Source organism: Thermodesulfovibrio thiophilus DSM 17215, from assembly GCF_000423865.1.
Classification (GTDB): Bacteria; Nitrospirota; Thermodesulfovibrionia; order Thermodesulfovibrionales; family Thermodesulfovibrionaceae; genus Thermodesulfovibrio; species Thermodesulfovibrio thiophilus.
Window position 1 is genome coordinate 135194 of sequence record NZ_AUIU01000011.1, and the last position, 23667, is coordinate 158860.

Consider the following 23667-nt stretch of genomic DNA (forward strand, 5'->3'; position numbering starts at 1 on the left):
ATGTTAAAGCTGGATGTTGTAATACTTGCTGCAGGACTTGGAACAAGAATGAAGTCATCTGAACCAAAGGTGCTCCATAAAATTTTTGATAAACCAATAATAGATTATGTAATTGAATGTGCAGGAAAATTAAATCCAGAAAATATTTTTGTAGTTATAAATCCTTCAATGAATAGAGTTGTTGAGCATTTAAAAAATTATAATGTGAAAATAGTTTTTCAAGATGAGCCAAAGGGAACAGCTCATGCTATTTTATGCTCTATGCCTTATTTAATGAGTGATAATGTACTTGTTGTTAATGGAGATACACCACTGATAACACCAGAAACACTTCTAAAATTCATCGATATTTTTCAAAACAATGAAGTCGATTTGGCGATTCTTTCTTTTTATCCTGAAAGAGATCATTCTTATGGAAGAATTCTTAGAGATAATAAGGGAAATATAAAAAAAATTATAGAGAATACAGATATGACATCGGATTCACAATCAATAAAAGAAGCAAACAGTGGAATTTATATAATGAATGCAAAAATTCTGGAACTTGTTAAAAATATAAAGAAAAATCTCAAAAAAGGGGAATTCTATCTGACTGATATTGTTGAGATTTCAGTAGAAAAAGGATGTGCAGCTCAGGCATATCCAATAGCTAAAGAAGATGAACTTATTGGTATAAACACAAGATATGAGCTTTTTTTGGCAACAAAGCATTTAAGAGATAAAGTTGTCAAACAGTTGATGGAAAGCGGAGTTACATTTTATGATATTGAAACAGTCTGGGTGTCTCCTTCAGTTAAGATTGACAAAGATACTGTAATATATCCAAATGTTTTTCTTGAAGGAGATACAATAATTGGGCAGAATTGTATTATTTATCAAAGCGTTAGAGTTAAAAACAGCATTATTGAAGATAATGTTCAGATAAAAGACTGCACAGTAGTGGAAAAAGCTCATATTAATTCAGGTTCAACAGTTGGTCCTTTCGCTCATATAAGGCCTGAAACTGTTATTGGTAAAGGATGTAGAATTGGCAATTTTGTTGAACTTAAGAAATCAACTATCGGAGATAGTACAAAAGCCGCCCATCTCAGTTATATTGGTGATGCTGAAATAGGTAGTAATGTAAATATTGGAGCTGGAACAATTACATGCAACTATGATGGCAAGAAAAAAAATAAAACAATAATAGAGGATGATGTATTTGTTGGGAGTGATTCTCAGTTTGTGGCTCCTGTAAAAGTTGGCAAAGGAGCATACATTGCTGCTGGTTCGACAGTAGTTGATGATGTTCCTTCTGATGCTCTTGCAATAAGCAGAACTCCGCAAAAAAACATAGAAGGTTGGGCAAAGAAAAGGAGAAAGCAAAAGTAATGTGCGGGATTATAGGTTACATAGGAAATAAAAATGCAATAAATATCATACTTGAAGGTTTGAAAAAACTTGAATATAGAGGCTATGATTCTGCAGGTCTTGCATTTGTAAACGATTCTCAGATTGAGATTGTAAAGTGCAAAGGGAAAATTAGTAATCTTGAAAGTTTAATAAAACCAGCTACTTTCAGCACATCTGCAATTGGGCATACAAGATGGGCAACCCATGGAAAGCCTTCAAATGAAAATGCCCATCCTCATACATCACGTTCAATTGCTCTGGTTCATAATGGAATCATTGAGAACTATATCGAGCTTAAGAAAGAACTGGAAGCAGAAGGATATAAGTTTAATTCTGAAACAGACACAGAAGTCATTGCACATTTAATTGGGAAATACAGGAAGGAACTCTCTCTTGTAGATGCTGTAAGAAAAGCGTGTCTGAGGCTCAGAGGCTCTTATGCAATAGTTTTAATAGATAGAAATGAACCTGATATGCTTATAGGTGTCAGAATGGAAAGCCCTCTTGTAATTGGAGTATCGGATGAAGAAAGATTTATAGCATCTGATATTCCAGCTTTTTTGAATTATTGTAGGAATGTAGTTTTCCTTGAAGATGGAGAGATGGTTCTTTTGAGTAAAGAAGGTTTTAAGATTTACAATCTTAATGGAGAAGAGAAAGAAAAAAAAGTACACACTATAGCATGGACACCATCAATGGCAGAAAAAGATGGCTTTAAACATTATATGCTCAAGGAGATATATGAACAGCCAAGAGCAATTGCGGATACAATAAGAGGAAGAGTTTTGTCAGATGGAGAGGTTGTTTATGAAGAATGGGGATTAATGCCTCAGGATATGAAAGAGTTTGAAAGACTTTATCTTGTAGCCTGTGGAACTTCATATCATGCATGTCTTATTGGTAAGTATATGATTGAAGAAATGTGCGAAATTCCTGTAGAAGTTGATATTGCATCAGAGTTTAGATATAGAAAAGTACCTTTTGGTAAAAATTCTCTTTTTGTTGCTGTCACTCAATCAGGAGAAACAGCAGATACTCTGGCAGCTTTGCGGTATGCAAAAAAAAGCGGAATCAAGACGTTAAGTATATGTAATGTCATTGGAAGCACGGTTTCACGTGAGTCTGATTATATTTTTTATACACGTTCAGGTCCTGAAATAGGTGTTGCTTCAACAAAAGCTTTCACATCCCAAGTAGTAGCTTTTTATATACTCAGTCTTGCACTTGCATTATCAAGAGGCAAAATTAGCAAAGAAATGGCTCAGGATTTGGTTATAGATTTAATGGCTCTACCAAGAAAGATAGAAGATACGTTGAAACTTGATGCGGATATACAGACTATTGTTAAGGAAGTCTATAGAAAACCGAATTTTTTGTATCTAGGCAGAGGAATAAACTATCCTGTTGCTTTAGAAGGAGCTTTAAAACTCAAAGAAATATCTTATATTCATGCAGAAGGGTATGCAGCAGGTGAGATGAAACATGGTCCTATCGCTTTAATTGAAGAAAATTTTCCTGTTGTTTTTATTACATCACATGGTAGTCTACTGGAGAAGACCATTTCAAATATTCAGGAAATAAAGGCGAGGGATGGTTTTGTAATAACCATTACAGATACTAATAAAGGGCTTTTAAATCGTCTATCAGATAAATTGTTATATATTGAGGGATCAAATCCTTATTTAAACCCTGTTATTTTTACAGTTCCGCTTCAGTTGTTTGCTTATTACATTGCTGTTTTAAGGGGATGTGATGTGGATCAACCCCGGAATCTTGCGAAGAGTGTTACTGTTGAATAGTTTGATTTAAAATAAAAATATAAAGGGGTGTGGCCATGAAAGATTTCCCCCTGTCGGAATTAAATCCGGCTCAACAGGAAGCAGTAGTTTATTGTGAAGGACCACTTCTTGTGCTTGCAGGTGCGGGAAGTGGAAAAACAAGAGTAATAACTTATAAGTATGCCTATCTCACTAAAGAAGTGGGTTTTCATCCAGCCTCAATCTTTGCTGTAACCTTTACCAATAAGGCAGCTAACGAGATGAAGGAAAGAATTTTCAAGATGTGTAATGGCAATTGGAAAAATACCTGGATAGGAACTTTTCATTCTCTATGTGTAAGAATTTTAAGAGCTCATATTGACAGTCTTGGCTATAAAAGAGACTTTATAATCTACGATGAAGATGATCAGGCAGGGTTTGTAAAGAGAATTTTGAAAGATATGAACATGCACGAAGCTTTATGTAAGTGTGTTGTAACAAAAATAAGTAATTTGAAATCAAATTTAATAACTCCTGAACATTATATTGCAAATACTGAGGGTTATGAGTTTGAAGAAAGACTTGGCAGAATATATATGCGCTATCAGAATGAGCTTAAGAAATATAATGCTCTGGATTTTGATGATCTAATACTGTGTGTCATAGCGTTATTCAATGCAAATGAAGACCTACTTAAAAGATATTCTGAACAATTCCGATATATTCTTGTTGATGAATTTCAGGACACAAATAAATCTCAGTATATGCTACTGCATCAACTCTGTAAATATCATAAAAATATCTGTGCTGTTGGCGATGACGACCAGAGTATTTACAAGTTTAGAGGCGCAAATGTCTATAATATTCTGGAGTTTGAAAAAGACTTTCCTCAGACTAAGGTAGTTAAACTTGAACAGAATTATCGTTCCACAAAACATATTATTCTTGCTTCTACTGCTATGATTTCAAAGAATTCAGATAGGAAACCAAAAAGCCTATGGACAGATAGAGATTGGGGAGACAAAGTTTTCTATTGTCAATTAAATAATGAAGAAGATGAAGCCAAATATATAGCAAAAAATATAAGAGAACTTTATCTTAAAGGTAAATATGAGTATAAAGATTTTGCTATTCTTTACAGATTAGTTCTTCAGGCAAGAGCAATAGAGGAGGCTTTGCGTATAGAAGAAATTCCATATCAGGTTGTCAGTGGAGTTAGTTTTTATCATCGTAAAGAAATAAAAGATGTGCTTGCTTATATGCGTTTTATTTTGAACAAAGAAGACAATGTGAGCCTTATGAGAATAATAAATACACCGCCACGAGGGCTTGGAGCATCAGCAATAACAAAAATTGAAAATGAAGCACAAAAACAGAAGATATCAAACTACGAAGCCATAAAAAGAATGATAAAAGATGATACAGTATCGGCAGGTTTTAAGGAAAAGCTTTTATCTTTTACTACATTGATTGATGAGCTTTCCGTAAAAGATTATAAAGATTCCGCATCAATGATTAAAGATATATTAAATGCAACAGGCTATCTTGAAGAAATTGAGGAAGACAGAATTCAAAATGTTTTAGAGTTCCTCAGTTCTGCTGAAAAAATGCCTGTTAGAGATTTTCTTGATAAAATTGCACTGTTTTCAAATGTAGATACATGGGAGAGCAATAAAAACTATGTTTCGCTTCTTACCTTGCATGCTGCAAAAGGACTTGAGTTCCCTGTTGTTTTTATAGTGGGTTGTGAGGAAGGAATCCTGCCATACTTTAAGGCTCTTGATAATCCATCAGAATTACAGGAGGAGAGAAGATTATTCTATGTAGGAATGACAAGAGCAAAGAATCTTCTGTTCATTACATCAGCAAGGCAGAGAAAGCTTTATTCAAAAGTTCAGAAACAGGAACCATCTAGCTTTATTAAAGATATTCCTCCGGAGTATTGCACTTGTATGAGAAAAGATTACTCCACATTTGCACCTGTAAAAAAAGAACCTGAACGAGCCAAAATAAAACCACCTTTTGTGATAGGTTGTAAAGTCAAACATCCAACATGGGGTATTGGGATTGTTAGAGAATGTTATGGTGAAGGAGATGATTTAAAAGTGGTTGTTAACTTTCCAGGCATAGGAGTTAAAAAATTAGCACCAAAAATTGTAAACTTAGAGAGGGTATAAAAAATGAAAATTTCAACAAATGAGGTAAGGCACATAGCAATGCTCAGTAGACTTGAGCTTGATGACAAAGAACTGTCCATTTATCAGGACCAGTTAAGTAGAATTCTTGAGTATGTTGAAAAACTGAGTGAAATAGATACCAGAGCAATAGAACCCACTTCACATGTGATTGAATTAAGTAATGTATTCAGAGAAGATGAGGTAACGAAATCTCTATCAAGAGAAGAAGCCTTAAAAAATGCACCACAATCAACAGATAAATTTTTTAGAGTTCCTAAAATCATAGAAACAGAGTAATTATGTTGAGAAGTTTTTTAAGAGCAAAATTACATCTGGCGAAGGTGACAGAGACCAATTTATTTTATGAGGGCTCTGTAAGTATTGACACGAATCTTCTCGAGCTTTCTGGAATTTTACCTTATGAAAGGGTCTGGATTAGCAATATGAGCAATGGAGAAAGATTTGATACCTATGTTATACCTGCTAAAAAAGGTACAAAAACAATAGGTCTTAATGGACCTGCAGCCAAAAAAGCTTCTCCAGGAGATAGAATTGTTATTTTTTCTTACGGCTATCTAACGGAAAATGAAATTTCCTCACATAAGCCAAGAATTGTAATATTAGATGAGAATAATAATCCTGTAAAAGTTTATTCCGCTTCAATATATTCGGATTCTTTATAGTTTTTATTGAGAAATTAACGCTTCAATATTAAAATTTTTTAGCGCTGTTTCTCCTATTTTATCTTTGCTTAATTCTGTTAAATATGGCAGCACACCCAGACATGGGGCGTCAACCAATTCTTTTAAAACCTGAGAATTTGTTTTTTCAGCAATATCTTTTTTAGCAGGTTCTGAAAAATTAATAATAAAACCTTTAACAGGAATTTTTTTGCTTTTTAATGCTTCCAGCGTAAGGAGCGTGTGATTAATTGTTCCAAGAGTTGGTCTAGTTACAATTATGACTGATAAGCCCAGATCTTTTATTAAATCTCTGACAAAGTAAAATGTTGATTTTTTCTTTTCTTCTTTAGTAATTGGTACCATTAACCCACCGATTCCTTCAACTAAAACATAGTCATATTTTTTCTTAAGAGTATCGAAGCATCTAAAAATTTTTTCAATATCAACTTCTATATTTTCAAGTTTGGAGGCAACAAGGGGGCTTACAGGGTTTTCAAGCTTAACAGGAGTAATCAAATCCAGTGAATCATTCATTTCAGCCATATCTCTTAAAAGCATTCCATCACCTGGAAGAAGTATCCCATCTTTATTAAGACAGCCTGTTTCAATAACCTTCATAGCTCCAACCTTTAACCCCTTTTTTATAAAACTTCTCAATATTGCAGCGGCAACAATGGTTTTGCCAACTCCTGTGTCTGTTCCCGTGATAAAATATCCAGTCTTCATAGCGAATCCTCCTTTTAAAAGAATCTTATCGTTATATGGTATAATGTTGTATAGATTAAAGGCAACTCGTTAAGGAGGCAATGTGATCAGGTTTGAAGAATTACAGATGAAAATAATGGATGCAGCCAAAAATTATCTTGATGTATTTGATATGGCTACGTTGATTGAACAGTACTCTTTAAATAAAGAAAGCAAACTTTCTATGACTTTGCCAGAAATTAAACCTCCATACCCCATAAGTGCAACGGTTTCATTTTCCTATAATGCTCATCAAACAAGTTTTTCAATTCTTCTGGATGAAGATGATGTTGAAGATGAAGAAGAACATTTCGACAATATGGTAGAAGTTGAAGTGGTGATTAATCTCCCTTTTATTGAAGAATATAATCAGTTAGGAGAGCTTTTTGAAGAAATAGTTAACGAATATCCTGATTTAGACCCTATTTTAATAAAAAAAGAATTCTTCAGAAAAGATTTAGTGCAGGGTGGGGAATATGAAATTGTTTATTCCTATATGGTTGGAGGAGAAGAACTGAAAGATCTGCAGTTTTATGAGGAAATGTTTTTTGAACTGAGTAATATTTTGCAAAAAATTTATGACAGAATGAAGTTTTATATTGATATTTCATGGTATAGAGCAGATGAAGATGATAGCTTTTGATGAGATTCAAACCGTCTTTTTGGATATGGATGGAACAATACTTGACAAGTACTATGATGATTACTTCTGGGAGGTTTATGTTCCTCAAAAATATTCTGAAAAAGAAGGATTAAGTTTTAAAGAGGCTCAGAAAAGACTTTTTTCAATGTATAAAGCAGAAGAAGGCAAACTTAACTGGACTGATATTGATTTCTGGTCATTGAGGACAGGGCTTGATATATTTAAACTGAAAAAAGAACTGGCTCATTTCATAAGTCCTCATCCAGACGCTGAAGAGTTTCTAAAAGTTATAACTTCAAATGGCAAAAAGGTTTATCTTTTAACGAATGCTCATAATAAAGTAGTAGATCTTAAACTTAATAAAACTGGGTTTAATCAATATTTCAATGATATTTTCACATCTTTTGATCTTGGATATCCAAAAGAAAAAATAGAATTTTGGGATAGACTGAAAGAAACTATTCCCTTTGAATCTGAATCAGCAATTTTTATAGATGATACAGAAGATATTCTTTATACTGCTAAACTTTCAGGTATAAAACTTCCTATTTTGAGAGCAACTTCAAGCTCTCAATCCCTTCCCAAAAAATCAAAAACATTTTTAACAATAATGAATTTTCGGGAACTTATTAAGTTTTAGTTGTTTATAAAATTCCGAGCTCTTTTTTAAGCCATTGTTTTATCTTTTCATTAATAGGGCACATACCAAAGTATATTTTATCCTTATTTTCGTTCACTGCTTCATTTAGCATCTCTGCTGGAATTTCGTCTATTCTCGCTATTGTTTCTCCATAATCCATTTCAGTATGCCTCATTATAAAAAGCACAGGCTTTTCGTCAGTTGTATCAATATAAGGGATGTAACCTTTAATTGAACTTTTGTAAACCACCTTGTCTCCAGATTTTGAGCATCGTGGTGCCATAATCTCCTGTGGTTGAGTATTCCATAACATATGTTCTACAAAATATGGGTCTTCCTTTAATTCTTTAAGCGTTATTAATTCACTGAAAATCATATTCTACGCCTCCCGGTTATTTTTTTCTTCTTTCAGGAACTACTTTTTCAGGGATTTTCCCTTCATTATATTCTTTTGATACATAAAGTCCACAGTAACATCTACCGTACTTCTTTATATCATCTAAACTATAGATGCATGGACATATGATATCTAAATCTTTTTCCTTATTACCAGAAGCCAATCTACAGGGACATGATCTATATCCATAACGTTGTTCATTTTTTAATAATCCATTAATAAGTTCAAAAACAAAGTTTGTATCCTTATTTAACTCTAACCCTTTTGATATGGCATATTTATTTAAAATTTCATAAAGTTTATCAGGAGTCACTCTGACCTATTCCGAGTAATTTTTTAAGATTTGATTCATCAAAGCCAACAACAGCATTTTCAACTATCAGTGTTGGAAAAGTTGCAGCAGGATTGATTTTTTTTAACTCCTTCATAGCAAGCCATTGTTCACCGCCATCTAAAGTGTCAACTTCAATTATCTCATAGTCAATAGCATGAGTTTTAAGAAACTCTTTAACTTTTTTACATGTAGGACATGTGCTTAAGGAGTATAATCTGACTCTTCTAAGCATTTCCACTCCTTTCTTTATTGAAACTGTTGTTGAGAGTCAATGCTATATCTTCAAGCATTTCAAGATTTGCTGTTCTTATTGTGTCCAGCGGAAGCTTTAACATATCTGCCAATTCTTCAAAAGGTATTTTTGATACATAACATAGCTCAGCAATAAGTATTTTCAAAGCATCATCTTCTATAAAACCTTTTAATTCATTATCTTTTATGTCAATACTATCAACAGCCTCTCTGAAAGACATCCCATTTTTTATATTCTGCATTATTTTTTTCATTACATCTTCATAAATTTTATTGTCCTCGTCAGAATACTCTTTGAAAACAAAATTGAAATCAGACATGGTGTTCTCCTTGATTTTTTATGATATTTTCATTAATCTGGTTTACAAACAAAAGATACTTTTGTATCAAACTTTCCATTGTTTGTTTTATATCATTATTTTTTATATTTTTTGTAATATCTCGTAACCATAGTTCCTGTTCTGATGACAGGGTTAGATTATGTTGCTTATATATTTTTTCTTTTTGATTTATATAAATTCGTCCAAAACGGAATTCAATATCTTTTACTTTGTAGGCATGAAGTTTTGCTATAAACTCATCCTTTAACAGATTTAACTGAGTAAGCCAGGAATGTGAATTAACTGTTACAAAAAGAATACCATTTTTAAACTCCTTAGGAAAGGCATGTTCTGCTATAGGAAAACCGAATATGCTATTCCAGTTTTTCCTTAAAAATTTTAACGTTACAGCATTTTCTATGCCGCAATCGCTTAATAGACAGGGTAAAATTTGTCCAATTCTTTGCATACCTAGACTGCTTTTTTTATTAAACCAGAACGGAGGCATCTCGTACAAACATGAACTTTTTTCGGGCCTTTTTCAGTAATGATCTTCATTTTCTGAAGATTTGGGAAAAAATATCTTTTTGTTCTGTTGTTTGCATGACTTACATTATTACCCACCATTTTTTTCTTGCCACAGACATAGCAGCTTGCCATTTTATTATCCTCCTTTAATTTGCATATACTGATTTATTTATGATAACATTTTATTGATTTAGAGACAAGGGAGGAGTTGGTTGATCTATGTCAGATAAAGTAGGCAGAACCAGTATAGAATTAGCCAGAGAGCTTGGTGTAAAACCTTCAGAAATTGTGGAATGTGTTGGGGAAATAAGAAACATTCAATTTAAAAAAAGAACCACAAACATTAAAATAGAGCCTGAAGAAGTTGAAGAAATAATAAAAAAGTTTCAAAAAACAAGTCAGCCTGAGCAAAAAAAAGAAAAAAAGATAGAAAAAAAGGAAGAAGAGAAAAAAACCAAACCTTCAGAACTAAAGAAAACTGAAGAACAAACAGTAACTGATAAACAAGAAATATCATCACCAACGATTAGTGACGAAGAGATAAAAGAAGAAGAGATTACCATTCTAGGGAAATTCAGACGAGAAATATCATTTGAAAAGATTGAGAAAATAAAACCTAAGCCTGTATCCACAAAAATCGCACCTAAAAAATTTGAACCTCAGAAATGGCTGGATATAAAAGAACAAAAAAAGATTAAAGATAAAGTAAAAAAAGAAGAACCTTCTACAACCCCTTCAACAGCACCGAGAAAAAAATCCATCAGGATAGAAGAAGGTACAACAGTTAAAGAATTTGCTGAACTTATCAGCCAGAAAGTTCCAGATGTAATAAAAAAATTTATGGAACTTGGCTATATGCCAACAATTAATCAGCCTGTTGATACGGATGCTGCTCAACTTGTGGCGGAAGGCTTTGGAGTCAAAGTGGAAATTGCCCAAGCACAGGAGGTTGATGTGATAGAGGAGGTTGAAGATTCTCCTGAATCACTTCAGCCAAGACCTCCTATTGTAACTGTTATGGGGCATGTAGATCATGGAAAAACTTCATTGCTTGATGCAATTAGAAAAACGAAGGTTACAGAACAGGAAGCAGGAGGAATAACTCAGCATATAGGTGCATATAAAGTAACAGTGCAGGGTAAGGATATAACATTTCTTGATACTCCGGGACATGAAGCATTTACAGCTCTAAGAGCAAGAGGTGCTAAAGTTACAGATATTGTAGTTCTGGTTGTTGCCGCTGATGATGGCGTAATGCCTCAGACAATTGAAGCTATTAATCATGCTAAAGCAGCAGGTGTTCCAATAGTTGTAGCAGTCAATAAAATAGATAAACCAGAGGCAAATCCCCAAAGGGTAAAAACACAACTCAGTGATTACGGAGTTATTCCTGAAGACTGGGGAGGACAGAATATATTCGTTGAAATTTCTGCAAAAAAAAGAATTGGTATAGAAAATTTACTTGAAATGATAGCTCTTCAGGCAGAGATAATGGAACTTAAAGCCAATCCCAATAAACCTGCAAGAGGGACAATCATTGAATCACGCCTTGATAAGGGTCGTGGTCCTGTTGCAACTGTAATTGTACAGAATGGAACGCTGAAGGTCGGAGATGCTTTTGTTGCTGGAGTAACATATGGTAAAGTAAGGGCAATTATTGATGATACGGGAAAAAGAATCAATAAAGCTTTGCCATCAACTCCTGTTGAAGTTGTAGGGTTTGAACAGGTTCCTCAGGCAGGAGATAGTTTTATAGTTGTTGAAAATGATAGAGTAGCCCGTCAGATAGCTAATGCAAGAGCTCAGAAGAAAAGACTTGCTGAGATACAGAAAGCTCAAAAACTTACACTTCAGGATTTATATGAAAAAATTAAGGAAGGAGAAGTAAAAGAGCTTAATTTAATCATAAAAGGCGATGTTCAGGGCTCAGTTGAGGCATTGAAAAAAGCTGTAGAAGATATCACTCATCCAGAGATTAAAGTTAAGGTTATACATACAGCTGTTGGAGGTATCACAGAGTCCGATGTAAATCTTGCATCTACTGCAAATGCCATAATAATAGGATTCAATGTTCGTCCTGAAACAAAGGCTCAGGAACTTGCCGAACAGCTTGGTGTTGACATGAAGCTTTACGGCATTATTTATGAAGTAATTGAAGATGTAAAAAAAGCGCTAACAGGAATGCTTGAGCCAGAGGTCAAGGAGAAAGTACTTGGCAGAGCAGAAGTAAGAGCAGTATTTAAAATTTCCAAGATTGGTACAGTAGCTGGTTGTTATGTTTTAAATGGAACAATATCAAGAGCAAGTGATGGAATAAGAGTAATCAGAGATAATATTGTTGTCTATGAAGGTAAAATTAGCTCTCTTAAGAGATTTAAAGAAGATGTAAGAGAAGTGCAGGCAGGATATGAGTGTGGTATAACTATAGACAACTTTAATGATATAAAAGAAGGTGATATAATCGAAAACTATATCATTGAGAAAGTTCCTGTTAAAGGTTTATAAATGCATCCATACAAAAGATCTCAAAGACTTGGAGTGCTCTTAAAAGAAGAAGTAGCGGATATAATTTTTCATAAAATCAAAAATCCAGGATTGGGGTTTATTACTGTAACTGATGTTGAACTTTCAGATGATTTGCGAATTGCCAGGGTTTTTGTATCTGTTCTTAAAACAGAAGACAGGGAGATAACACTTCAGATTTTAAATAATTCAAAGGGTTTTATAAGAACAGAGATTGCAAAGAGATTAAGAATAAAAATAATACCCACGTTTGAGTTTGTTTATGACGAATCTATTGAGCGTGGATTTAGAATTGATCAACTTTTAAAGGAAATAAAGAGAACTTCGGAGGAGGGTTGAAACCACCGAAGGCTTTAATCGATGTTTTTCGAAAAGAAAATTCATTTTTAATACTGACCCACACAACTCCTGATGGAGATGCTTTTGGTTCCTGTCTGGCTTTAAAATTCTTAATTGAACAATTCAGTAAAAAAGCTGAAATTTATACAGAATATCCTATACCCTTACAATATCAGTTTCTGCCAGGAATCAATTCTATAAAGAATATCAATTTTATAAAGTTGAATGAGTTTGATATTTTAGTCTTAGTTGACTGTAACAAGATTTCAAGAGTTAGTTATGAAAAAGAAATTCTTGATAAGATTAAAACTTTTTCAGGTAATAAGCTTATTATTGACCATCATATCGAGGTCAATATTTCAAATGATGTTAAATGTGTAAAATGGATTGACCCTGAAAAAGCTGCAACAGGTATTATGATTTATTACCTTATAAAAGCTTTAAGAGGAGATATAACTCCTCAAATTGCAACAAATCTCTATACTGCAATCATTATTGATACAGGAAATTTCCAGTTTGACAATACTACTCATGAAGTCTTAAGGATTGCCTCAGAACTTGTTCAATCAGGAGCTAGACCATCTTATATTTATCAGGAAGCCTTTGAATCATGGAGTGACAACAGATTTGCACTTTTTAAAAGGATGCTAAATACTGTAAGTGTAATACCGCCACTTGCTATAGCTTATATTACAAAGAAAGATTTTGATGAAACACAAACTCAGGAATCTGATACTGAAAGATTTGTAGAGTTTTTGAAAGTTTTAAAAGATATTTATATTTCTGCACTTTTTAGAGAAATCCATGCAGGATTTCTAAAAGTAAGCCTTCGCTCTAAAGGAGATTTTGATGTAAGCAAGATTGCAGCAGAATTTGGAGGCGGTGGACATAAAAATGCTTCAGGTTATAGAACTAATGGATCTCTTAAAGAAGCACAACAAAAGCTTATTGAAAAATTAAAAGCTCATAATATGCTATACTGAATACAGTATTTTGATGGGTAAAATAATTGCAATAGCCAGCCAAAAAGGTGGTGTAGGTAAAACAACGACAGCTATCAATCTTGCCACAGCTTTAGCAGTCTGTGGTAAAAAAACTCTTGTAATAGATTCAGATCCTCAGGCAAGCCTTACCTTTGGTCTGGGTATAAGAAAAAATGGAGAAAAAATAAAAGGACTATATGAACTGTATACTGGGAGGACAACACTGGAGGACGTACTAGTTCAACCTCTAGAAAATCTTCATCTAATACCTGCAAGAATAGATTTATTTATGGCAGAACTTGAAATATTTACAACACAAGAAAGAGAACAAACCCTTAAAAGTTTAATTGAAAGATATAAAAAAGAGTTTGATTATATATTGATAGATTGCCCTCCTTCATTTTCCTTTCTTACTCTTTGTGCTCTTGTAGCTTCTGAATCTGTAATAATTCCTGTTCAGTGTGAACAGTTTGCACTGGAAGCTTTAAGAATATTTATAAAACTTTTATGGAGAATCAAAGGAAATTTTAATGAAACCCTTGAACTTGAAGGCATCCTTCTTACAATGTTCAGTAAACATCTCACTCTAAGCAGAATGATTGCTGAGGATATAAAAAGAGTTTTTCGCTCAAAAACTTTTGAAACAGTAATACCGAGAAACATATCGTTAGCTGAAGCATCTATGAATGGAATACCTGCTATATTTTATGCTCCTGAGGCTGCGGGAAGTGTTGCCTACAAAGAGCTTGCTCAGGAAATAATTCTTCTGACAGAACAATATTAAAAATTAAATTCATCATATAGGAATTATAGAAAATCATATTAATTAAGTTGGTATAATTGTTATTTTATCTTATTAATTCCGATAGAAACAGTCTCCAATAATATAATGGATAAATTAAAAAAGACTAGATGATAAATCTCTGTTTTTTTAAGTAGTTTTTTACTTTTTCACCTTCGGTTTCAAATCCTCTCTTTCCCAATGCACCAAAAGTAAGTCTTTTGCCAAGCTCAACTCCTGGCTGATTAAATGGATTTATTCCATAAAGCAACCCAGCCATAGAAGTTACCACCTGCAGAAATTGGAAACTCTGTCCAAGGTAATAAGCATCAATCTTTGGCAGAACTAGTTTCATATTTGGTTTTTTACTCATTGTTAAAGCCATTTCAGTGGCAAGCTGTTCTGTATTAATAAGTTCTTCAAGGGTATGTCCTCCAATGAATCTCAATCCTTCAATATCGTGAAACTCTTCTGGAATCTCTTCCTGAAATTCGTGCTTATCAACTGAGACAAATAAAACTAATTTATCTTCTGGTCCCTCCATCCACAGTTGAAGTTGGGAATGTTGATCAGTTGTGCCCAAGGATGGATATGGTGTTGTGCCTTTGCCTTCTTTACCAAGACTTTCTGCCCATAGCTGACAGAACCATTCTGAGAAAGTTTTAAGCCTATCAGAGTACGGTAGAAAAACAACAATTTTTCTATTTTTTTGTATATCCGTGAGATAAAGAGAAGATGCGAGAATTGCCATTGGATTTTGATTTAATTTTTCAGAAAATGCTCTGTATGAGATTTCCCTGGCGCCTTCAAGCAATTCTTCGCTTTTTATTCCTAATGCCTCTGCAAGAAAAAGTCCCACAGGAGTTAATACAGAATACCTTCCTCCAATATCTCTTGGAATAACAAGTGTTGGAATCTCATATTCTTCTGCTAATATTCTTAAATTACCTTTTTCAGGGTCTGTGGTAAAAACAAAATGCTCTTTAACCTCAAGTTTTCTCTCCCGTATCATTCTCCAGAAAATTAAAAATGCAGCGAGTGTTTCAGTTGTGCTACCAGATTTAGATATTACATTAATAAGCGTTCTTTTTAAATCAATAGTTTCGATAATATGTTTGAATGTCGTGGGATCAACATTGTCATAAATAAAAACTTTTGGTTTTTTCCTCAAGTTGTGCAAAGGACTTAATGCTTCAAGAATAACTTTCGGACCAAGCGCACTTCCACCGATTCCCAGAATGATAAAATATTCATAATCTCGTGCTCTTTTGCCAATCTCTTTAAGTTCTTTTAAATCCTGTTCTGGTAATTCCAGAAAATTTAGTTCTTTATATGGTTTTTCTGATATGAGCTTGATAGCTTTTTGTGCATTTTTTTCAATTTCATCGATTAAAACTCCATTATTACCTATTTCTTTTGTAAGAATATTTGAAAAATCAAGCATTATCATATTTATCTCCTTTTTTTGGAAAAATAGGCAACAACAAATATTATAACTACTGATAGAATAACAATCGTTGCAAGAACCTTTGTAAGTTTAAATGCCATAATTACAAGAAGTGCCAGTGCTAAAAGAAGATAAAACTGCCAGCTCATATATCTCTCCTTAATATGCGATTTGCTATACTGAGCTTAAAACTCCTCTAATTTTTGTCTTTTTACATAAATATATGCTTCTTTTATAGACACAATAAGAATGACTATGAAGCCTATTAATAGTCCTTTAACATTAAACCATCCTCTGGCTGCAATAAACCAGAGAAATAGAAAAATTAGACCGAGCTTAAGATAACTCAATCCTATTACTGTAAGCTGGAACATGGGTTTCCCAAAAAATTTTTTTATAGCCCATGCAAGTTCTCTTAAATTTAACCAGCTAATAAACCCGCCGAGAGCTATATTAAAAACAACTATCTCATTTTGCCATATTATATAGCTTAATGCTGCTAAAACTGGCACTAAAATTGAGGTTTGCTTATTGATCTTCTTTATTACTTCCCTGTCCATCAGTTTTATTTACCTTCCTTATATATCTGAAAATCTCTTTTATTCCTGCGGCAAATCCAGCAATTAAAAAAATTATTGAAAACCATGGAAAACTATGTAAAACTTTATCAATAAAGTATCCAATTATGGCTCCGATTACTACACACAGAACAAAATTAATTCCTAACGCTGAAGCATTCAGAATTACCCTGAAGATAGATTGTTTTGTATCTTCTTCAGTCATACTTTGCCCTCACACTCTGATAATACAAACTCTTTAAGCGAATATGCAACCTCTTTATAAAAATCAGTTTCTGCTTTTGCATATAGTGCATCACAAAATAAAGGAATCCATTCATAGATCCTTCTTAAAAAATCAATCTGCAATTCTCTCAAGTTCTGATTAATTAAATAGCTCATAAACAGTAACTCCATTGAGATATGGTCAGGTGGAAGGTCGAACTCTTCATCAATGGCAACTCCTGCTGCCCAGTAAAAATGCTGAACATCATTGAGGTGAAGATTAATTGGAATGTCTTTGTAGAGATCTCCCTTATAGTAGGCTTCATAGTTTGGCAGATTATTATCTATAAATAAAGCGATGAAATCATTGCTTATTTCTTCATAAGTGTCCCGAACTTCAACCTGAGCATAGTCCTCAAATTCTTCAATATGTTCAACATCTGGAATATTCATTAAAAGATATGCAAAAAGTCTGTAGATTTCAGCCCTTTCTTCCTGCTCAGTCGGATCAAAAGAATTCATAGCTCTTTAAATGTTTCATAGGCAGCATTAATTGTTTTTTCTATGTCCTTTTCACTGTGAGCAATTGATATAAAACCTGCTTCAAATTGTGATGGTGCGATATAAATGCCTCTATTCAGCATTCCCCATAAAAATTTTTTAAACTTTTCAATATCTGATGTTTTTGCTGTTTGGGCATTAACAACTTCCTGTTCAGTAAAATATGTGCAAAACATTGTCCCGGCTCTATAGAATTTTGCGGATATCTTCTGTTTTTTTGCTGCGTCTTTTAACCCTTCCTCAAGTTGAAGCATCTTTTTTTCAAGTTTTTTATATGTATTTGATTTTAAAAGAATTTTTAATGTTTCAATCCCTGCTGTCATTGCAAGTGGATTACCTGAAAGTGTTCCAGCCTGATATACTCCTCCTTCTGGTGCAACAAGTGACATTATCTCTTTTTTTCCTCCGTATGCACCAACAGGAAGTCCGCCTCCAATAACCTTTCCAAGACATGTTAAATCAGGTTTTATTCTGTAGTATTCCTGTGCGCCACCAGATGAAACTCTGAATCCTGTCATAACCTCATCAAATATAAGGATAATTCCATATTTTTCTGTTTCATCTCTCAGTGTTTTTAAAAAATCCTCTTTTGGCAGGATACATCCCATATTTCCAACAACAGGCTCAACTATTACACAGGCGATGTCTTTCCAGTGCTCATTTATCACATTTTTGAATGTTTCTTTATCATTAAAGGGAAGAATAATTGTTTCTGCAACATATGAGGCGGGCACACCCAGACTGTCCGGAATACCAAAAGTTGCACCTCCTGAACCAGCACTTACAAGCAATGCATCAACATGGCCGTGATAACATCCTTCAAATTTTATCACTTTGTTTCTTTTTGTAAAGCCTCTTGATAATCTTATTGCTGACATTGTAGCTTCTGTTCCAGAGTTAACCATGCGAATTTTTTCAATGGAAGGCATTGCTTTTTTTATCAGAACCGCAAGCTCTATCTCCATTGGAGTTGGTGCTCCATAACTTGTTCCAGAAAGTACAGCCTTTCTCAGAGCCTTAACAACTTTTGAGTGCGCATGTCCGAGAATGAGCGGACCCCATGAAAGAACATAGTCTATATATTCATTTCCATCAACATCATAGATTTTTGAATCTTTTGCCTTTGATATGAATAATGGAGTTCCACCGACTGCTTTAAATGCCCTTACAGGGCTATTGACACCTCCAGGCATAAGGGTAACGGCTTTTTTATAAAGTTTCTGGGATTTTTTAATTTTCATATCTGCCTCCAGAATTGTTTATTTCAATAAAAATATCAGAAAAAATGCTAAAATAGCAAATTATGATATAATTACATTTATGCCTAAAAGAGCTATTGTTATTGAGGATAATGAGCTGGTTGCAGAAACGCTTAAAACAATGCTTGAATTTTTTAATTTTGAAGTAGTTGTTTTTGACAATGGAATAAGAGCAATTGAAGAATTTATCTCTCAAATGAAATTAAATACCTCGTTTGATATTGTATTTGTTGATCTTGTGCTACCAGGAATGTCAGGAAAAGAAGTTATGCAAAAACTCAAAGAAATTAATCCTGAAATAAAAGCTATAGTATCAAGTGGATATTCTAATGACCCTTCAATTGCAATGTATGAAAATGCAGGATTTAAAGGTATGCTTAATAAACCTTATACACTTCAAGAACTCGAAGATGTTTTAAAGCAATTGAGTTTAATCTGATGCGGGGATATAAATTTTAAATGTTGTTCCAAAACCTGATTTGCTCTCAAGCTCTATTTTACCGTCAAGTTTTTCTATAATACTTTTTACAATACTCAGCCCAAGTCCTCTACCTCCTTTTTTCATTGTAAAGAAAGGGTTGAATATTTTATCAATATATTCTTCAGGAATACCGGGTCCATTGTCTGTGATTTCTATGTAAACATATTTCGCGGCGGGCAAATCTTTTAATTTCCCGTTATTGATATAATTTTGAAGCTTTATAGTAATATTGCCTTCATTATCCATTGCCTGTTTTGAATTTATTATAAGATTTTGAAATAATCTATAAAGCTGTGCACTGTTGGCATAAACAGGAAATAAAGAAGGCTCTGATTCAATAGTAAGTTTTATCTTCGTATTATTTAAAACAAATATGGCTGAATTTTTTACAATTTCATCTATACTTATTTTTTCTCTTTTTAATCCTAAGTCAGGGCTTAGGTCACTTAGCTGTTCAACTATTTGTTTCATAATTTTTGTTGTTTCAAGCATTTTTTCAATCATTTCTGTATTATTCATGGATTTTGTAAGATCCTTCCCCTTAAGCAAAGAAAGATTACCAGTAAGAACAGTAAGATAGTTATTAAAATCATGGGTAATTCCTGCTGATATCTGTGCAATTGTATCCATTGTTTCTAATTTTTTGGTAAGCTCGTTCCTTTGAATTATCTCACTGGCATCTTGAATAATTATTAAATCTCCAAATTTTATGTTATCAATTACTATCGGCTTTTCGTTATAAACTATAGATACATTTCCAGATTTGCTTTGAAGAATTTTATAGGCAGAGTTCACATGTTCTTTAAGAGTGAAAAGTTCATTTAAACTTCTACTAATAGCTTCTTGATCTGAGGCTCCTGTAAGTCTTTTTGCTTCTTTGTTAAGATATTTGATTTTCCCCAGAAAATCAGTATAAATTACACCTACGTTCATTGCATCTAATGCAAGTTTTTTTTCTTCGGATTCCTTAGCAAGATTTATGAATATATCTCTTAATTTCTCAAGATACTTTATTGCAAATGAATGTGAAATAAAAACAAAAAGAAATACAGTAATATAGAAAAGATCCTGATATCTGTTATACATTGAGGAATCAAGGAAACTTGCAATAAACCAATCTGGCATAAATTCTTCCCTCAGTAAAAGCCATTGTTTGTGTGCGGAATCCTCAAAGATATCGTTACCAATCTGTCTAAAATCCGATTTTGTAATTCTGTCCTTAGCAAATATGCATTCTTTATAAATTTTATTAAGATCGTTCTGTGCTGGATTTAAAATTAATTTATTGCGTAAATCAGGCTTTTCTGCTAAAACTGCTCCAGAAGAGTGCATAATAAAAGCATTTTCAATATTGATATATTTTTTTAAATCATTGATTATATCAATTTGAAAAACTAGCACCCCTATAATACGATTTTTGTCATATACAGGATAAGAAATTTTTAGATTATCTCTTGATGTATAAATTCCCCTTGCCATAGAAATTGCAAGCTTTCCATCCATTGATTCTTTAAAATATTGTCTGAAACTTATGTCTTGATGAAGCATTATACTGCTATATTCAGCAGAACATGCCTGTATTTTTCCGTTTTTATCAGCGAAAAATATGAGTACTGTATCAAGCGAATGATTAAGATATGAGAGATAGTTATTTAATTCATTGTTACCATTTTTAATTTTACGTTTAATATCTTCAGAAGAAGTTAGAAGTTTAATAAAATCACTATAAGAATTTATTTTATCTTCAATTTCAAGGGCAAGCCTTTCAAGAGTTGTTTTTTTATTAGAAATCGCTATATTCTTAATATCTTCAATATATTTCATAAAAAAATAAGATAAAACTGAGAAAATAATAGTAGATAGCAAAATGTAAAAAATATAAGTCTTGAATCGTCCTTTATATATTGCATTTACTCTGAATGTCAAACTTAAAAAAACAAAAACTGTTGAAAAAATATTGCAGAATATTGATTGTTTTAATATATAACATGAAAGAGCTAAAGTGTATAAGCCAAAAAAAATAAAAGGTAAAAACATACCTTTCTTTATAAATAACGGTGTAACTCTGGATGGTTTGAACTTTGAAAACTTTTCTTTAGAATAAATATGAAAATATGAGATACTTATGAAAAAAAGTCCTAAAAATATAAAAAGAGTATCTTTTTTAAATATCAGAACAGCAACTAAAATAATTGGGAATAAAAGATAATATATTTTAAAATTAAGAGTACTTTTGTATCCATAAAAAAGTACTGCTCCAATTAAAGCGGTATTGACTGCAATTAAAAATATATAAACTTCTCCACTAGAACCTTTAAAAAAGATTATAAAATTCAAGATAACATTGAGAAAAATAATTATAAAAAAGTAGTAAGCAGTTTTTTTTTGTATTTGTAAATTTATTTTTGAATTCCAGAAAATTAAGTAATAAAAAATTACTAAATGAAATAAAAGAAAAGATGTTCTTAAGAAATTAAATAAACTATCTAAAAATTGGCTGGTCATTTAATCATTTTAGTCAAACAAATCAGGAGAAATTTTTAAAAAATTCATCATTTAATATTGTACACAATTCATCCAATTTGTCGGATAGAAATTTTAAATTGTTGTGATTTTTCTGTTATATCAAAAGAATCAAGATTATCGAAATATTCAAACACTTACTGCTTTACTCCATAAATGATTACACACAATAAATCTTGACAAAACATATCAAAATTTGTTTATTTATCTGCATAAACCATTAAGGAGGGGAGAATGTTAAAAGATTTTGCAAGCTATATAACTTATGGTCTTATGCATCTTGAACGAGGTTCACAACTTGGAGATGCCATAGAATTTTTTATATATGATACAATCAAAATATTTTTGCTTCTTGCAATTATTATTTTTGTAGTGTCGTTTATCAGAAGTTTTTTTTCGCCTGAGAAGACAAAAAAAATTCTTTCGAATAAAAAAGAGTTTATAGGTAATATTCTTGCTGCATTGCTTGGTATTTTTACGCCTTTTTGTTCATGCTCGGCAGTCCCTCTTTTCATAGGTTTTATAGAAGCAGGTGTACCTCTTGGTGTAACATTTTCATTTCTAATCTCTTCTCCAATGATAAACGAAGTTGCTGTTGTTTTGCTCTGGGGACTTTTTGGATGGAAGATTGCAGCGATATATATGGTTACAGGGCTTTTAGTTGCTATTGTTGGAGGATTTATTATAGGCAAACTCAAACTTGAAAAATGGGTCGAAGAGTATGTTTATAAGTTCAACTTTGGGCAGAAGAAGGAACTGATAAAGCAAACATTAAAAGAGAGACTTTTGTATGCAAAATTGAATACAGTAGATATACTGAAGAGAGTATGGTTATTTATAATAATAGCTATAGCTATAGGTGGTTTTATACACGGTTATGTGCCTCAGGATCTTCTTGTAAATTATGCAGGAAAAGGGAATCCGTTCGCTGTTCCGATTGCGGTAGCATTAGGAGTTCCGCTTTATTCGAATGCAGCAGGTATTTTACCAATTGTATATGCCCTAATGGAAAAAGGGTTGAGTATAGGGACTGTGCTTGCATTTATGATGGCTGTGACAGCGCTCTCACTTCCCGAGATGATAATTTTAAGAAAGGTTCTGAAAATTCAGCTTCTGGCTGTATTTATAGGAATAATGACTGTAACAATTATAGCTGTGGGTTATCTGTTTAATGCTTTTTTATAAGAGGATTGTTTCTCCTAATTATCAGATGCTCAAATACCTGAGAAATTTTAGAATTCACAAAAACAGAATATCAAAAAAAACAATCTTTAATTTAAAGATTAAAAACTGATATAAATGTTTATGATTTTGGATTTATAAAACCGAACTTATATGTTAAGTTGTTGAATTCTAATATTTACGATATAATAAGTCAATGAGTAAACTAATTTTTATTTTAGTCTCGCTTGTTTTTATCCCATTAAACTTATTCGCTGCTACAGTGGAGAACTGTGGTATAACAGACGGTGAAGATTCATACAATGTTATCATTTATTCAAACTCCTTTATCAATGATCCTGAAACTTTTATAGTGCTTGATAAAGTTAACGACAATGTTACCATCAGTCCATATGCACCTTCTTTCAATTACAGAACAATTGAAAACGTAAATGGGAATGAGGCTTTAAAAATTGCCAATGAAGTTTTACTGGATAAAGCTTTTGTAAACTTCTTAAGATGCTCCCCCATAAGAGATGAAGGAACAATATTTGGTTATGAGATTAAACCAATTTATCATCCTTGGGTGTTCAGAGGCATAATGGAGCCACTACAAACAGTGTATAGAAAAGAAGGAAACACAATTTCAATTTACATACATTTACATCCACGAGTAAGAAGACAGGTATATGATGACGATTCTCATCCAATGAGATGGCGATAAGAGTTCTTATTTCCAAATTATAGTTGACAGGCTGAATTTATTCATAACCAGTGATTTGCCCTCGTTAGGTAATCAATGGCGGCGAAGGGATTCGAACCCCTGACATGACGGATATGAGCCGTCTGCTCTGACCAACTGAGCTACGCCGCCAGCGTAATTTTACTATATCAAAATTTATTCTTTTATGGCAAATTATGCGTTATTTCAATTAATTGGATGTTGTATAACATGTGTTC

General features: G+C 32.8%; 28 protein-coding genes and 1 tRNA gene. 14 read left to right on the forward strand and 15 right to left on the reverse strand.

Annotated features, from left to right (window positions below; genetic code table 11):
- Genes glmU through panD form a run of 5 tightly spaced genes read left to right on the forward strand, consistent with a single transcriptional unit; the run spans nucleotide 1 to nucleotide 6009 of the window.
- Entirely contained in the window at nucleotides 1–1371 is a 1371-nt protein-coding gene (gene glmU / locus G581_RS0101775; RefSeq protein ID WP_038064767.1) for a bifunctional UDP-N-acetylglucosamine diphosphorylase/glucosamine-1-phosphate N-acetyltransferase GlmU, read from the forward strand.
- Nucleotides 1371–3191, forward strand: coding sequence for a glutamine--fructose-6-phosphate transaminase (isomerizing) (gene glmS, locus G581_RS0101780; protein ID WP_028844342.1), 1821 nt, complete (start codon nucleotides 1371–1373; stop codon nucleotides 3189–3191). Before glmU ends, glmS begins: the two co-directional genes overlap by 1 nt.
- A gap of 35 nt (nucleotides 3192–3226) precedes the next feature.
- Nucleotides 3227–5326 (forward strand): ATP-dependent helicase, encoded by a 2100-nt coding sequence (locus tag G581_RS0101785; protein ID WP_028844343.1) that lies wholly within the window; start codon nucleotides 3227–3229, stop codon nucleotides 5324–5326.
- 3 nt (nucleotides 5327–5329) lie between these two features.
- Nucleotides 5330–5623 carry an Asp-tRNA(Asn)/Glu-tRNA(Gln) amidotransferase subunit GatC gene (gene gatC / locus G581_RS0101790; protein WP_028844344.1) on the forward strand — a complete coding sequence of 98 codons (294 nt, stop codon included), beginning with the start codon at nucleotides 5330–5332 and terminating at the stop codon, nucleotides 5621–5623.
- A 2-nt stretch (nucleotides 5624–5625) separates the two neighbouring features.
- The gene (gene panD, locus G581_RS0101795) at nucleotides 5626–6009 is read left to right on the forward strand and encodes an aspartate 1-decarboxylase (protein WP_028844345.1); all 384 of its coding nucleotides are present in this window, start codon (nucleotides 5626–5628) and stop codon (nucleotides 6007–6009) included.
- A gap of 3 nt (nucleotides 6010–6012) precedes the next feature.
- Here the strand turns inward: panD and bioD are convergent, their stop codons facing one another.
- A complete protein-coding gene (gene bioD / locus G581_RS0101800) occupies nucleotides 6013–6735 on the reverse strand; it encodes a dethiobiotin synthase (protein ID WP_028844346.1) in 723 nt (240 codons plus the stop codon).
- Nucleotides 6736–6817: 82 nt separating this feature from the next.
- Here bioD and G581_RS0101805 point away from each other — a divergent pair, with 82 nt between their 5' ends.
- Both G581_RS0101805 and G581_RS0101810 read left to right on the forward strand, forming a co-directional pair.
- Nucleotides 6818–7396, forward strand: coding sequence for a hypothetical protein (locus G581_RS0101805; protein WP_028844347.1), 579 nt, complete (start codon nucleotides 6818–6820; stop codon nucleotides 7394–7396).
- Entirely contained in the window at nucleotides 7383–8036 is a 654-nt protein-coding gene (locus G581_RS0101810) for an HAD-IA family hydrolase (protein WP_051178692.1), read from the forward strand. Before G581_RS0101805 ends, G581_RS0101810 begins: the two co-directional genes overlap by 14 nt.
- A 4-nt stretch (nucleotides 8037–8040) precedes the next feature.
- Here the strand turns inward: G581_RS0101810 and G581_RS0101815 are convergent, their stop codons facing one another.
- From G581_RS0101815 to rpmB, 6 genes are read right to left on the reverse strand one after another with little or no spacing between them, the layout of a single operon-like run.
- Nucleotides 8041–8412 carry a DVU0772 family protein gene (locus G581_RS0101815; protein ID WP_028844349.1) on the reverse strand — a complete coding sequence of 124 codons (372 nt, stop codon included), beginning with the start codon at nucleotides 8410–8412 and terminating at the stop codon, nucleotides 8041–8043.
- Nucleotides 8413–8428: 16 nt separating this feature from the next.
- Nucleotides 8429–8746 (reverse strand): ferredoxin-thioredoxin reductase catalytic domain-containing protein, encoded by a 318-nt coding sequence (locus G581_RS0101820; RefSeq protein ID WP_028844350.1) that lies wholly within the window; start codon nucleotides 8744–8746, stop codon nucleotides 8429–8431.
- Nucleotides 8736–8999 (reverse strand): glutaredoxin family protein, encoded by a 264-nt coding sequence (locus G581_RS0101825; RefSeq protein WP_028844351.1) that lies wholly within the window; start codon nucleotides 8997–8999, stop codon nucleotides 8736–8738. Before G581_RS0101825 ends, G581_RS0101820 begins: the two co-directional genes overlap by 11 nt.
- A complete protein-coding gene (locus G581_RS0101830; RefSeq protein ID WP_028844352.1) occupies nucleotides 8992–9339 on the reverse strand; it encodes a hypothetical protein in 348 nt (115 codons plus the stop codon). The genes G581_RS0101825 and G581_RS0101830 overlap by 8 nt, the downstream gene beginning before the upstream one ends.
- On the reverse strand, nucleotides 9332–9808 hold the full coding sequence (locus G581_RS10260; protein WP_038064641.1) for a DciA family protein: 477 nt from the start codon (nucleotides 9806–9808) through the stop codon (nucleotides 9332–9334). The genes G581_RS0101830 and G581_RS10260 overlap by 8 nt, the downstream gene beginning before the upstream one ends.
- 2 nt (nucleotides 9809–9810) lie before the next feature.
- A complete protein-coding gene (gene rpmB / locus G581_RS0101840) occupies nucleotides 9811–9999 on the reverse strand; it encodes a 50S ribosomal protein L28 (protein ID WP_028844353.1) in 189 nt (62 codons plus the stop codon).
- Between the two features lie 87 nt (nucleotides 10000–10086).
- Here rpmB and infB point away from each other — a divergent pair, with 87 nt between their 5' ends.
- Genes infB through G581_RS0101860 form a run of 4 tightly spaced genes read left to right on the forward strand, consistent with a single transcriptional unit; the run spans nucleotide 10087 to nucleotide 14496 of the window.
- On the forward strand, nucleotides 10087–12372 hold the full coding sequence (gene infB / locus G581_RS0101845; protein ID WP_028844354.1) for a translation initiation factor IF-2: 2286 nt from the start codon (nucleotides 10087–10089) through the stop codon (nucleotides 12370–12372).
- The gene (rbfA, locus tag G581_RS0101850; RefSeq protein ID WP_028844355.1) at nucleotides 12373–12729 is read left to right on the forward strand and encodes a 30S ribosome-binding factor RbfA; all 357 of its coding nucleotides are present in this window, start codon (nucleotides 12373–12375) and stop codon (nucleotides 12727–12729) included.
- On the forward strand, nucleotides 12726–13712 hold the full coding sequence (locus G581_RS0101855) for a DHH family phosphoesterase (RefSeq protein ID WP_028844356.1): 987 nt from the start codon (nucleotides 12726–12728) through the stop codon (nucleotides 13710–13712). Before rbfA ends, G581_RS0101855 begins: the two co-directional genes overlap by 4 nt.
- Before the next feature lie 13 nt (nucleotides 13713–13725).
- Nucleotides 13726–14496 carry a ParA family protein gene (locus tag G581_RS0101860; protein WP_028844357.1) on the forward strand — a complete coding sequence of 257 codons (771 nt, stop codon included), beginning with the start codon at nucleotides 13726–13728 and terminating at the stop codon, nucleotides 14494–14496.
- A 124-nt stretch (nucleotides 14497–14620) separates the two neighbouring features.
- Here the strand turns inward: G581_RS0101860 and G581_RS0101865 are convergent, their stop codons facing one another.
- From G581_RS0101865 to hemL, 6 genes are read right to left on the reverse strand one after another with little or no spacing between them, the layout of a single operon-like run.
- Entirely contained in the window at nucleotides 14621–15943 is a 1323-nt protein-coding gene (locus G581_RS0101865) for a glucose-6-phosphate isomerase (protein ID WP_028844358.1), read from the reverse strand.
- Between the two features lie 2 nt (nucleotides 15944–15945).
- Nucleotides 15946–16089: a hypothetical protein gene (locus G581_RS12000; protein WP_156875162.1), complete on the reverse strand. Its 144-nt coding sequence runs from the start codon at nucleotides 16087–16089 to the stop codon at nucleotides 15946–15948.
- A gap of 36 nt (nucleotides 16090–16125) precedes the next feature.
- Nucleotides 16126–16500, reverse strand: a complete 375-nt coding sequence (locus tag G581_RS0101875; protein ID WP_028844359.1) for an ATP synthase subunit I — start codon at nucleotides 16498–16500, stop codon at nucleotides 16126–16128.
- Nucleotides 16469–16723 carry an AtpZ/AtpI family protein gene (locus tag G581_RS10265; RefSeq protein ID WP_051178694.1) on the reverse strand — a complete coding sequence of 85 codons (255 nt, stop codon included), beginning with the start codon at nucleotides 16721–16723 and terminating at the stop codon, nucleotides 16469–16471. The genes G581_RS0101875 and G581_RS10265 overlap by 32 nt, the downstream gene beginning before the upstream one ends.
- Nucleotides 16720–17244 carry a TorD/DmsD family molecular chaperone gene (locus G581_RS0101885; protein WP_028844360.1) on the reverse strand — a complete coding sequence of 175 codons (525 nt, stop codon included), beginning with the start codon at nucleotides 17242–17244 and terminating at the stop codon, nucleotides 16720–16722. Before G581_RS0101885 ends, G581_RS10265 begins: the two co-directional genes overlap by 4 nt.
- Nucleotides 17241–18524, reverse strand: a complete 1284-nt coding sequence (gene hemL / locus G581_RS0101890; RefSeq protein ID WP_028844361.1) for a glutamate-1-semialdehyde 2,1-aminomutase — start codon at nucleotides 18522–18524, stop codon at nucleotides 17241–17243. The genes G581_RS0101885 and hemL overlap by 4 nt, the downstream gene beginning before the upstream one ends.
- Before the next feature lie 79 nt (nucleotides 18525–18603).
- Between hemL and G581_RS0101895 the strand changes: the two genes are divergently transcribed.
- A complete protein-coding gene (locus G581_RS0101895) occupies nucleotides 18604–18981 on the forward strand; it encodes a response regulator (RefSeq protein ID WP_028844362.1) in 378 nt (125 codons plus the stop codon).
- Here G581_RS0101895 and G581_RS0101900 read toward each other — a convergent pair.
- On the reverse strand, nucleotides 18973–20847 hold the full coding sequence (locus tag G581_RS0101900) for a sensor histidine kinase (RefSeq protein WP_169368352.1): 1875 nt from the start codon (nucleotides 20845–20847) through the stop codon (nucleotides 18973–18975). The genes G581_RS0101895 and G581_RS0101900 overlap by 9 nt on opposite strands.
- 933 nt (nucleotides 20848–21780) lie before the next feature.
- On the opposite strand from G581_RS0101900, the gene G581_RS0101905 reads away from it, so the two are divergent.
- Together G581_RS0101905 and G581_RS0101915 are read left to right on the forward strand one after the other, a co-directional pair.
- Nucleotides 21781–22731 carry a permease gene (locus G581_RS0101905; protein ID WP_028844364.1) on the forward strand — a complete coding sequence of 317 codons (951 nt, stop codon included), beginning with the start codon at nucleotides 21781–21783 and terminating at the stop codon, nucleotides 22729–22731.
- Nucleotides 22732–22924: 193 nt separating this feature from the next.
- Nucleotides 22925–23431: a hypothetical protein gene (locus G581_RS0101915; protein WP_028844365.1), complete on the forward strand. Its 507-nt coding sequence runs from the start codon at nucleotides 22925–22927 to the stop codon at nucleotides 23429–23431.
- Between the two features lie 76 nt (nucleotides 23432–23507).
- On the opposite strand, the gene G581_RS0101920 is transcribed toward G581_RS0101915, so the two are convergent.
- A tRNA-Met gene (locus G581_RS0101920) sits at nucleotides 23508–23581 on the reverse strand.
- Nucleotides 23582–23667 lie beyond the last annotated feature (86 nt).

Coding starts and splice junctions, on each gene's coding strand:
- glmU (WP_038064767.1), top strand. CDS start 1: ATGTTAAAGCTGGATGTTGTAATACTTGCTGCAGGACTTGGAACAAGA.
- glmS (WP_028844342.1), top strand. CDS start 1,371: ATGTGCGGGATTATAGGTTACATAGGAAATAAAAATGCAATAAATATC.
- G581_RS0101785 (WP_028844343.1), top strand. CDS start 3,227: ATGAAAGATTTCCCCCTGTCGGAATTAAATCCGGCTCAACAGGAAGCA.
- gatC (WP_028844344.1), top strand. CDS start 5,330: ATGAAAATTTCAACAAATGAGGTAAGGCACATAGCAATGCTCAGTAGA.
- panD (WP_028844345.1), top strand. CDS start 5,626: ATGTTGAGAAGTTTTTTAAGAGCAAAATTACATCTGGCGAAGGTGACA.
- bioD (WP_028844346.1), bottom strand. CDS start 6,735: ATGAAGACTGGATATTTTATCACGGGAACAGACACAGGAGTTGGCAAA.
- G581_RS0101810 (WP_051178692.1), top strand. CDS start 7,383: ATGATAGCTTTTGATGAGATTCAAACCGTCTTTTTGGATATGGATGGA.
- G581_RS0101815 (WP_028844349.1), bottom strand. CDS start 8,412: ATGATTTTCAGTGAATTAATAACGCTTAAAGAATTAAAGGAAGACCCA.
- G581_RS0101825 (WP_028844351.1), bottom strand. CDS start 8,999: ATGCTTAGAAGAGTCAGATTATACTCCTTAAGCACATGTCCTACATGT.
- G581_RS0101830 (WP_028844352.1), bottom strand. CDS start 9,339: ATGTCTGATTTCAATTTTGTTTTCAAAGAGTATTCTGACGAGGACAAT.
- G581_RS10260 (WP_038064641.1), bottom strand. CDS start 9,808: ATGCAAAGAATTGGACAAATTTTACCCTGTCTATTAAGCGATTGCGGC.
- rpmB (WP_028844353.1), bottom strand. CDS start 9,999: ATGGCAAGCTGCTATGTCTGTGGCAAGAAAAAAATGGTGGGTAATAAT.
- infB (WP_028844354.1), top strand. CDS start 10,087: ATGTCAGATAAAGTAGGCAGAACCAGTATAGAATTAGCCAGAGAGCTT.
- rbfA (WP_028844355.1), top strand. CDS start 12,373: ATGCATCCATACAAAAGATCTCAAAGACTTGGAGTGCTCTTAAAAGAA.
- G581_RS0101860 (WP_028844357.1), top strand. CDS start 13,726: ATGGGTAAAATAATTGCAATAGCCAGCCAAAAAGGTGGTGTAGGTAAA.
- G581_RS0101865 (WP_028844358.1), bottom strand. CDS start 15,943: ATGATAATGCTTGATTTTTCAAATATTCTTACAAAAGAAATAGGTAAT.
- G581_RS12000 (WP_156875162.1), bottom strand. CDS start 16,089: ATGAGCTGGCAGTTTTATCTTCTTTTAGCACTGGCACTTCTTGTAATT.
- G581_RS0101875 (WP_028844359.1), bottom strand. CDS start 16,500: ATGGACAGGGAAGTAATAAAGAAGATCAATAAGCAAACCTCAATTTTA.
- G581_RS10265 (WP_051178694.1), bottom strand. CDS start 16,723: ATGACTGAAGAAGATACAAAACAATCTATCTTCAGGGTAATTCTGAAT.
- G581_RS0101885 (WP_028844360.1), bottom strand. CDS start 17,244: ATGAATTCTTTTGATCCGACTGAGCAGGAAGAAAGGGCTGAAATCTAC.
- hemL (WP_028844361.1), bottom strand. CDS start 18,524: ATGAAAATTAAAAAATCCCAGAAACTTTATAAAAAAGCCGTTACCCTT.
- G581_RS0101895 (WP_028844362.1), top strand. CDS start 18,604: ATGCCTAAAAGAGCTATTGTTATTGAGGATAATGAGCTGGTTGCAGAA.
- G581_RS0101900 (WP_169368352.1), bottom strand. CDS start 20,847: ATGAAATATATTGAAGATATTAAGAATATAGCGATTTCTAATAAAAAA.
- G581_RS0101905 (WP_028844364.1), top strand. CDS start 21,781: ATGTTAAAAGATTTTGCAAGCTATATAACTTATGGTCTTATGCATCTT.
- G581_RS0101915 (WP_028844365.1), top strand. CDS start 22,925: ATGAGTAAACTAATTTTTATTTTAGTCTCGCTTGTTTTTATCCCATTA.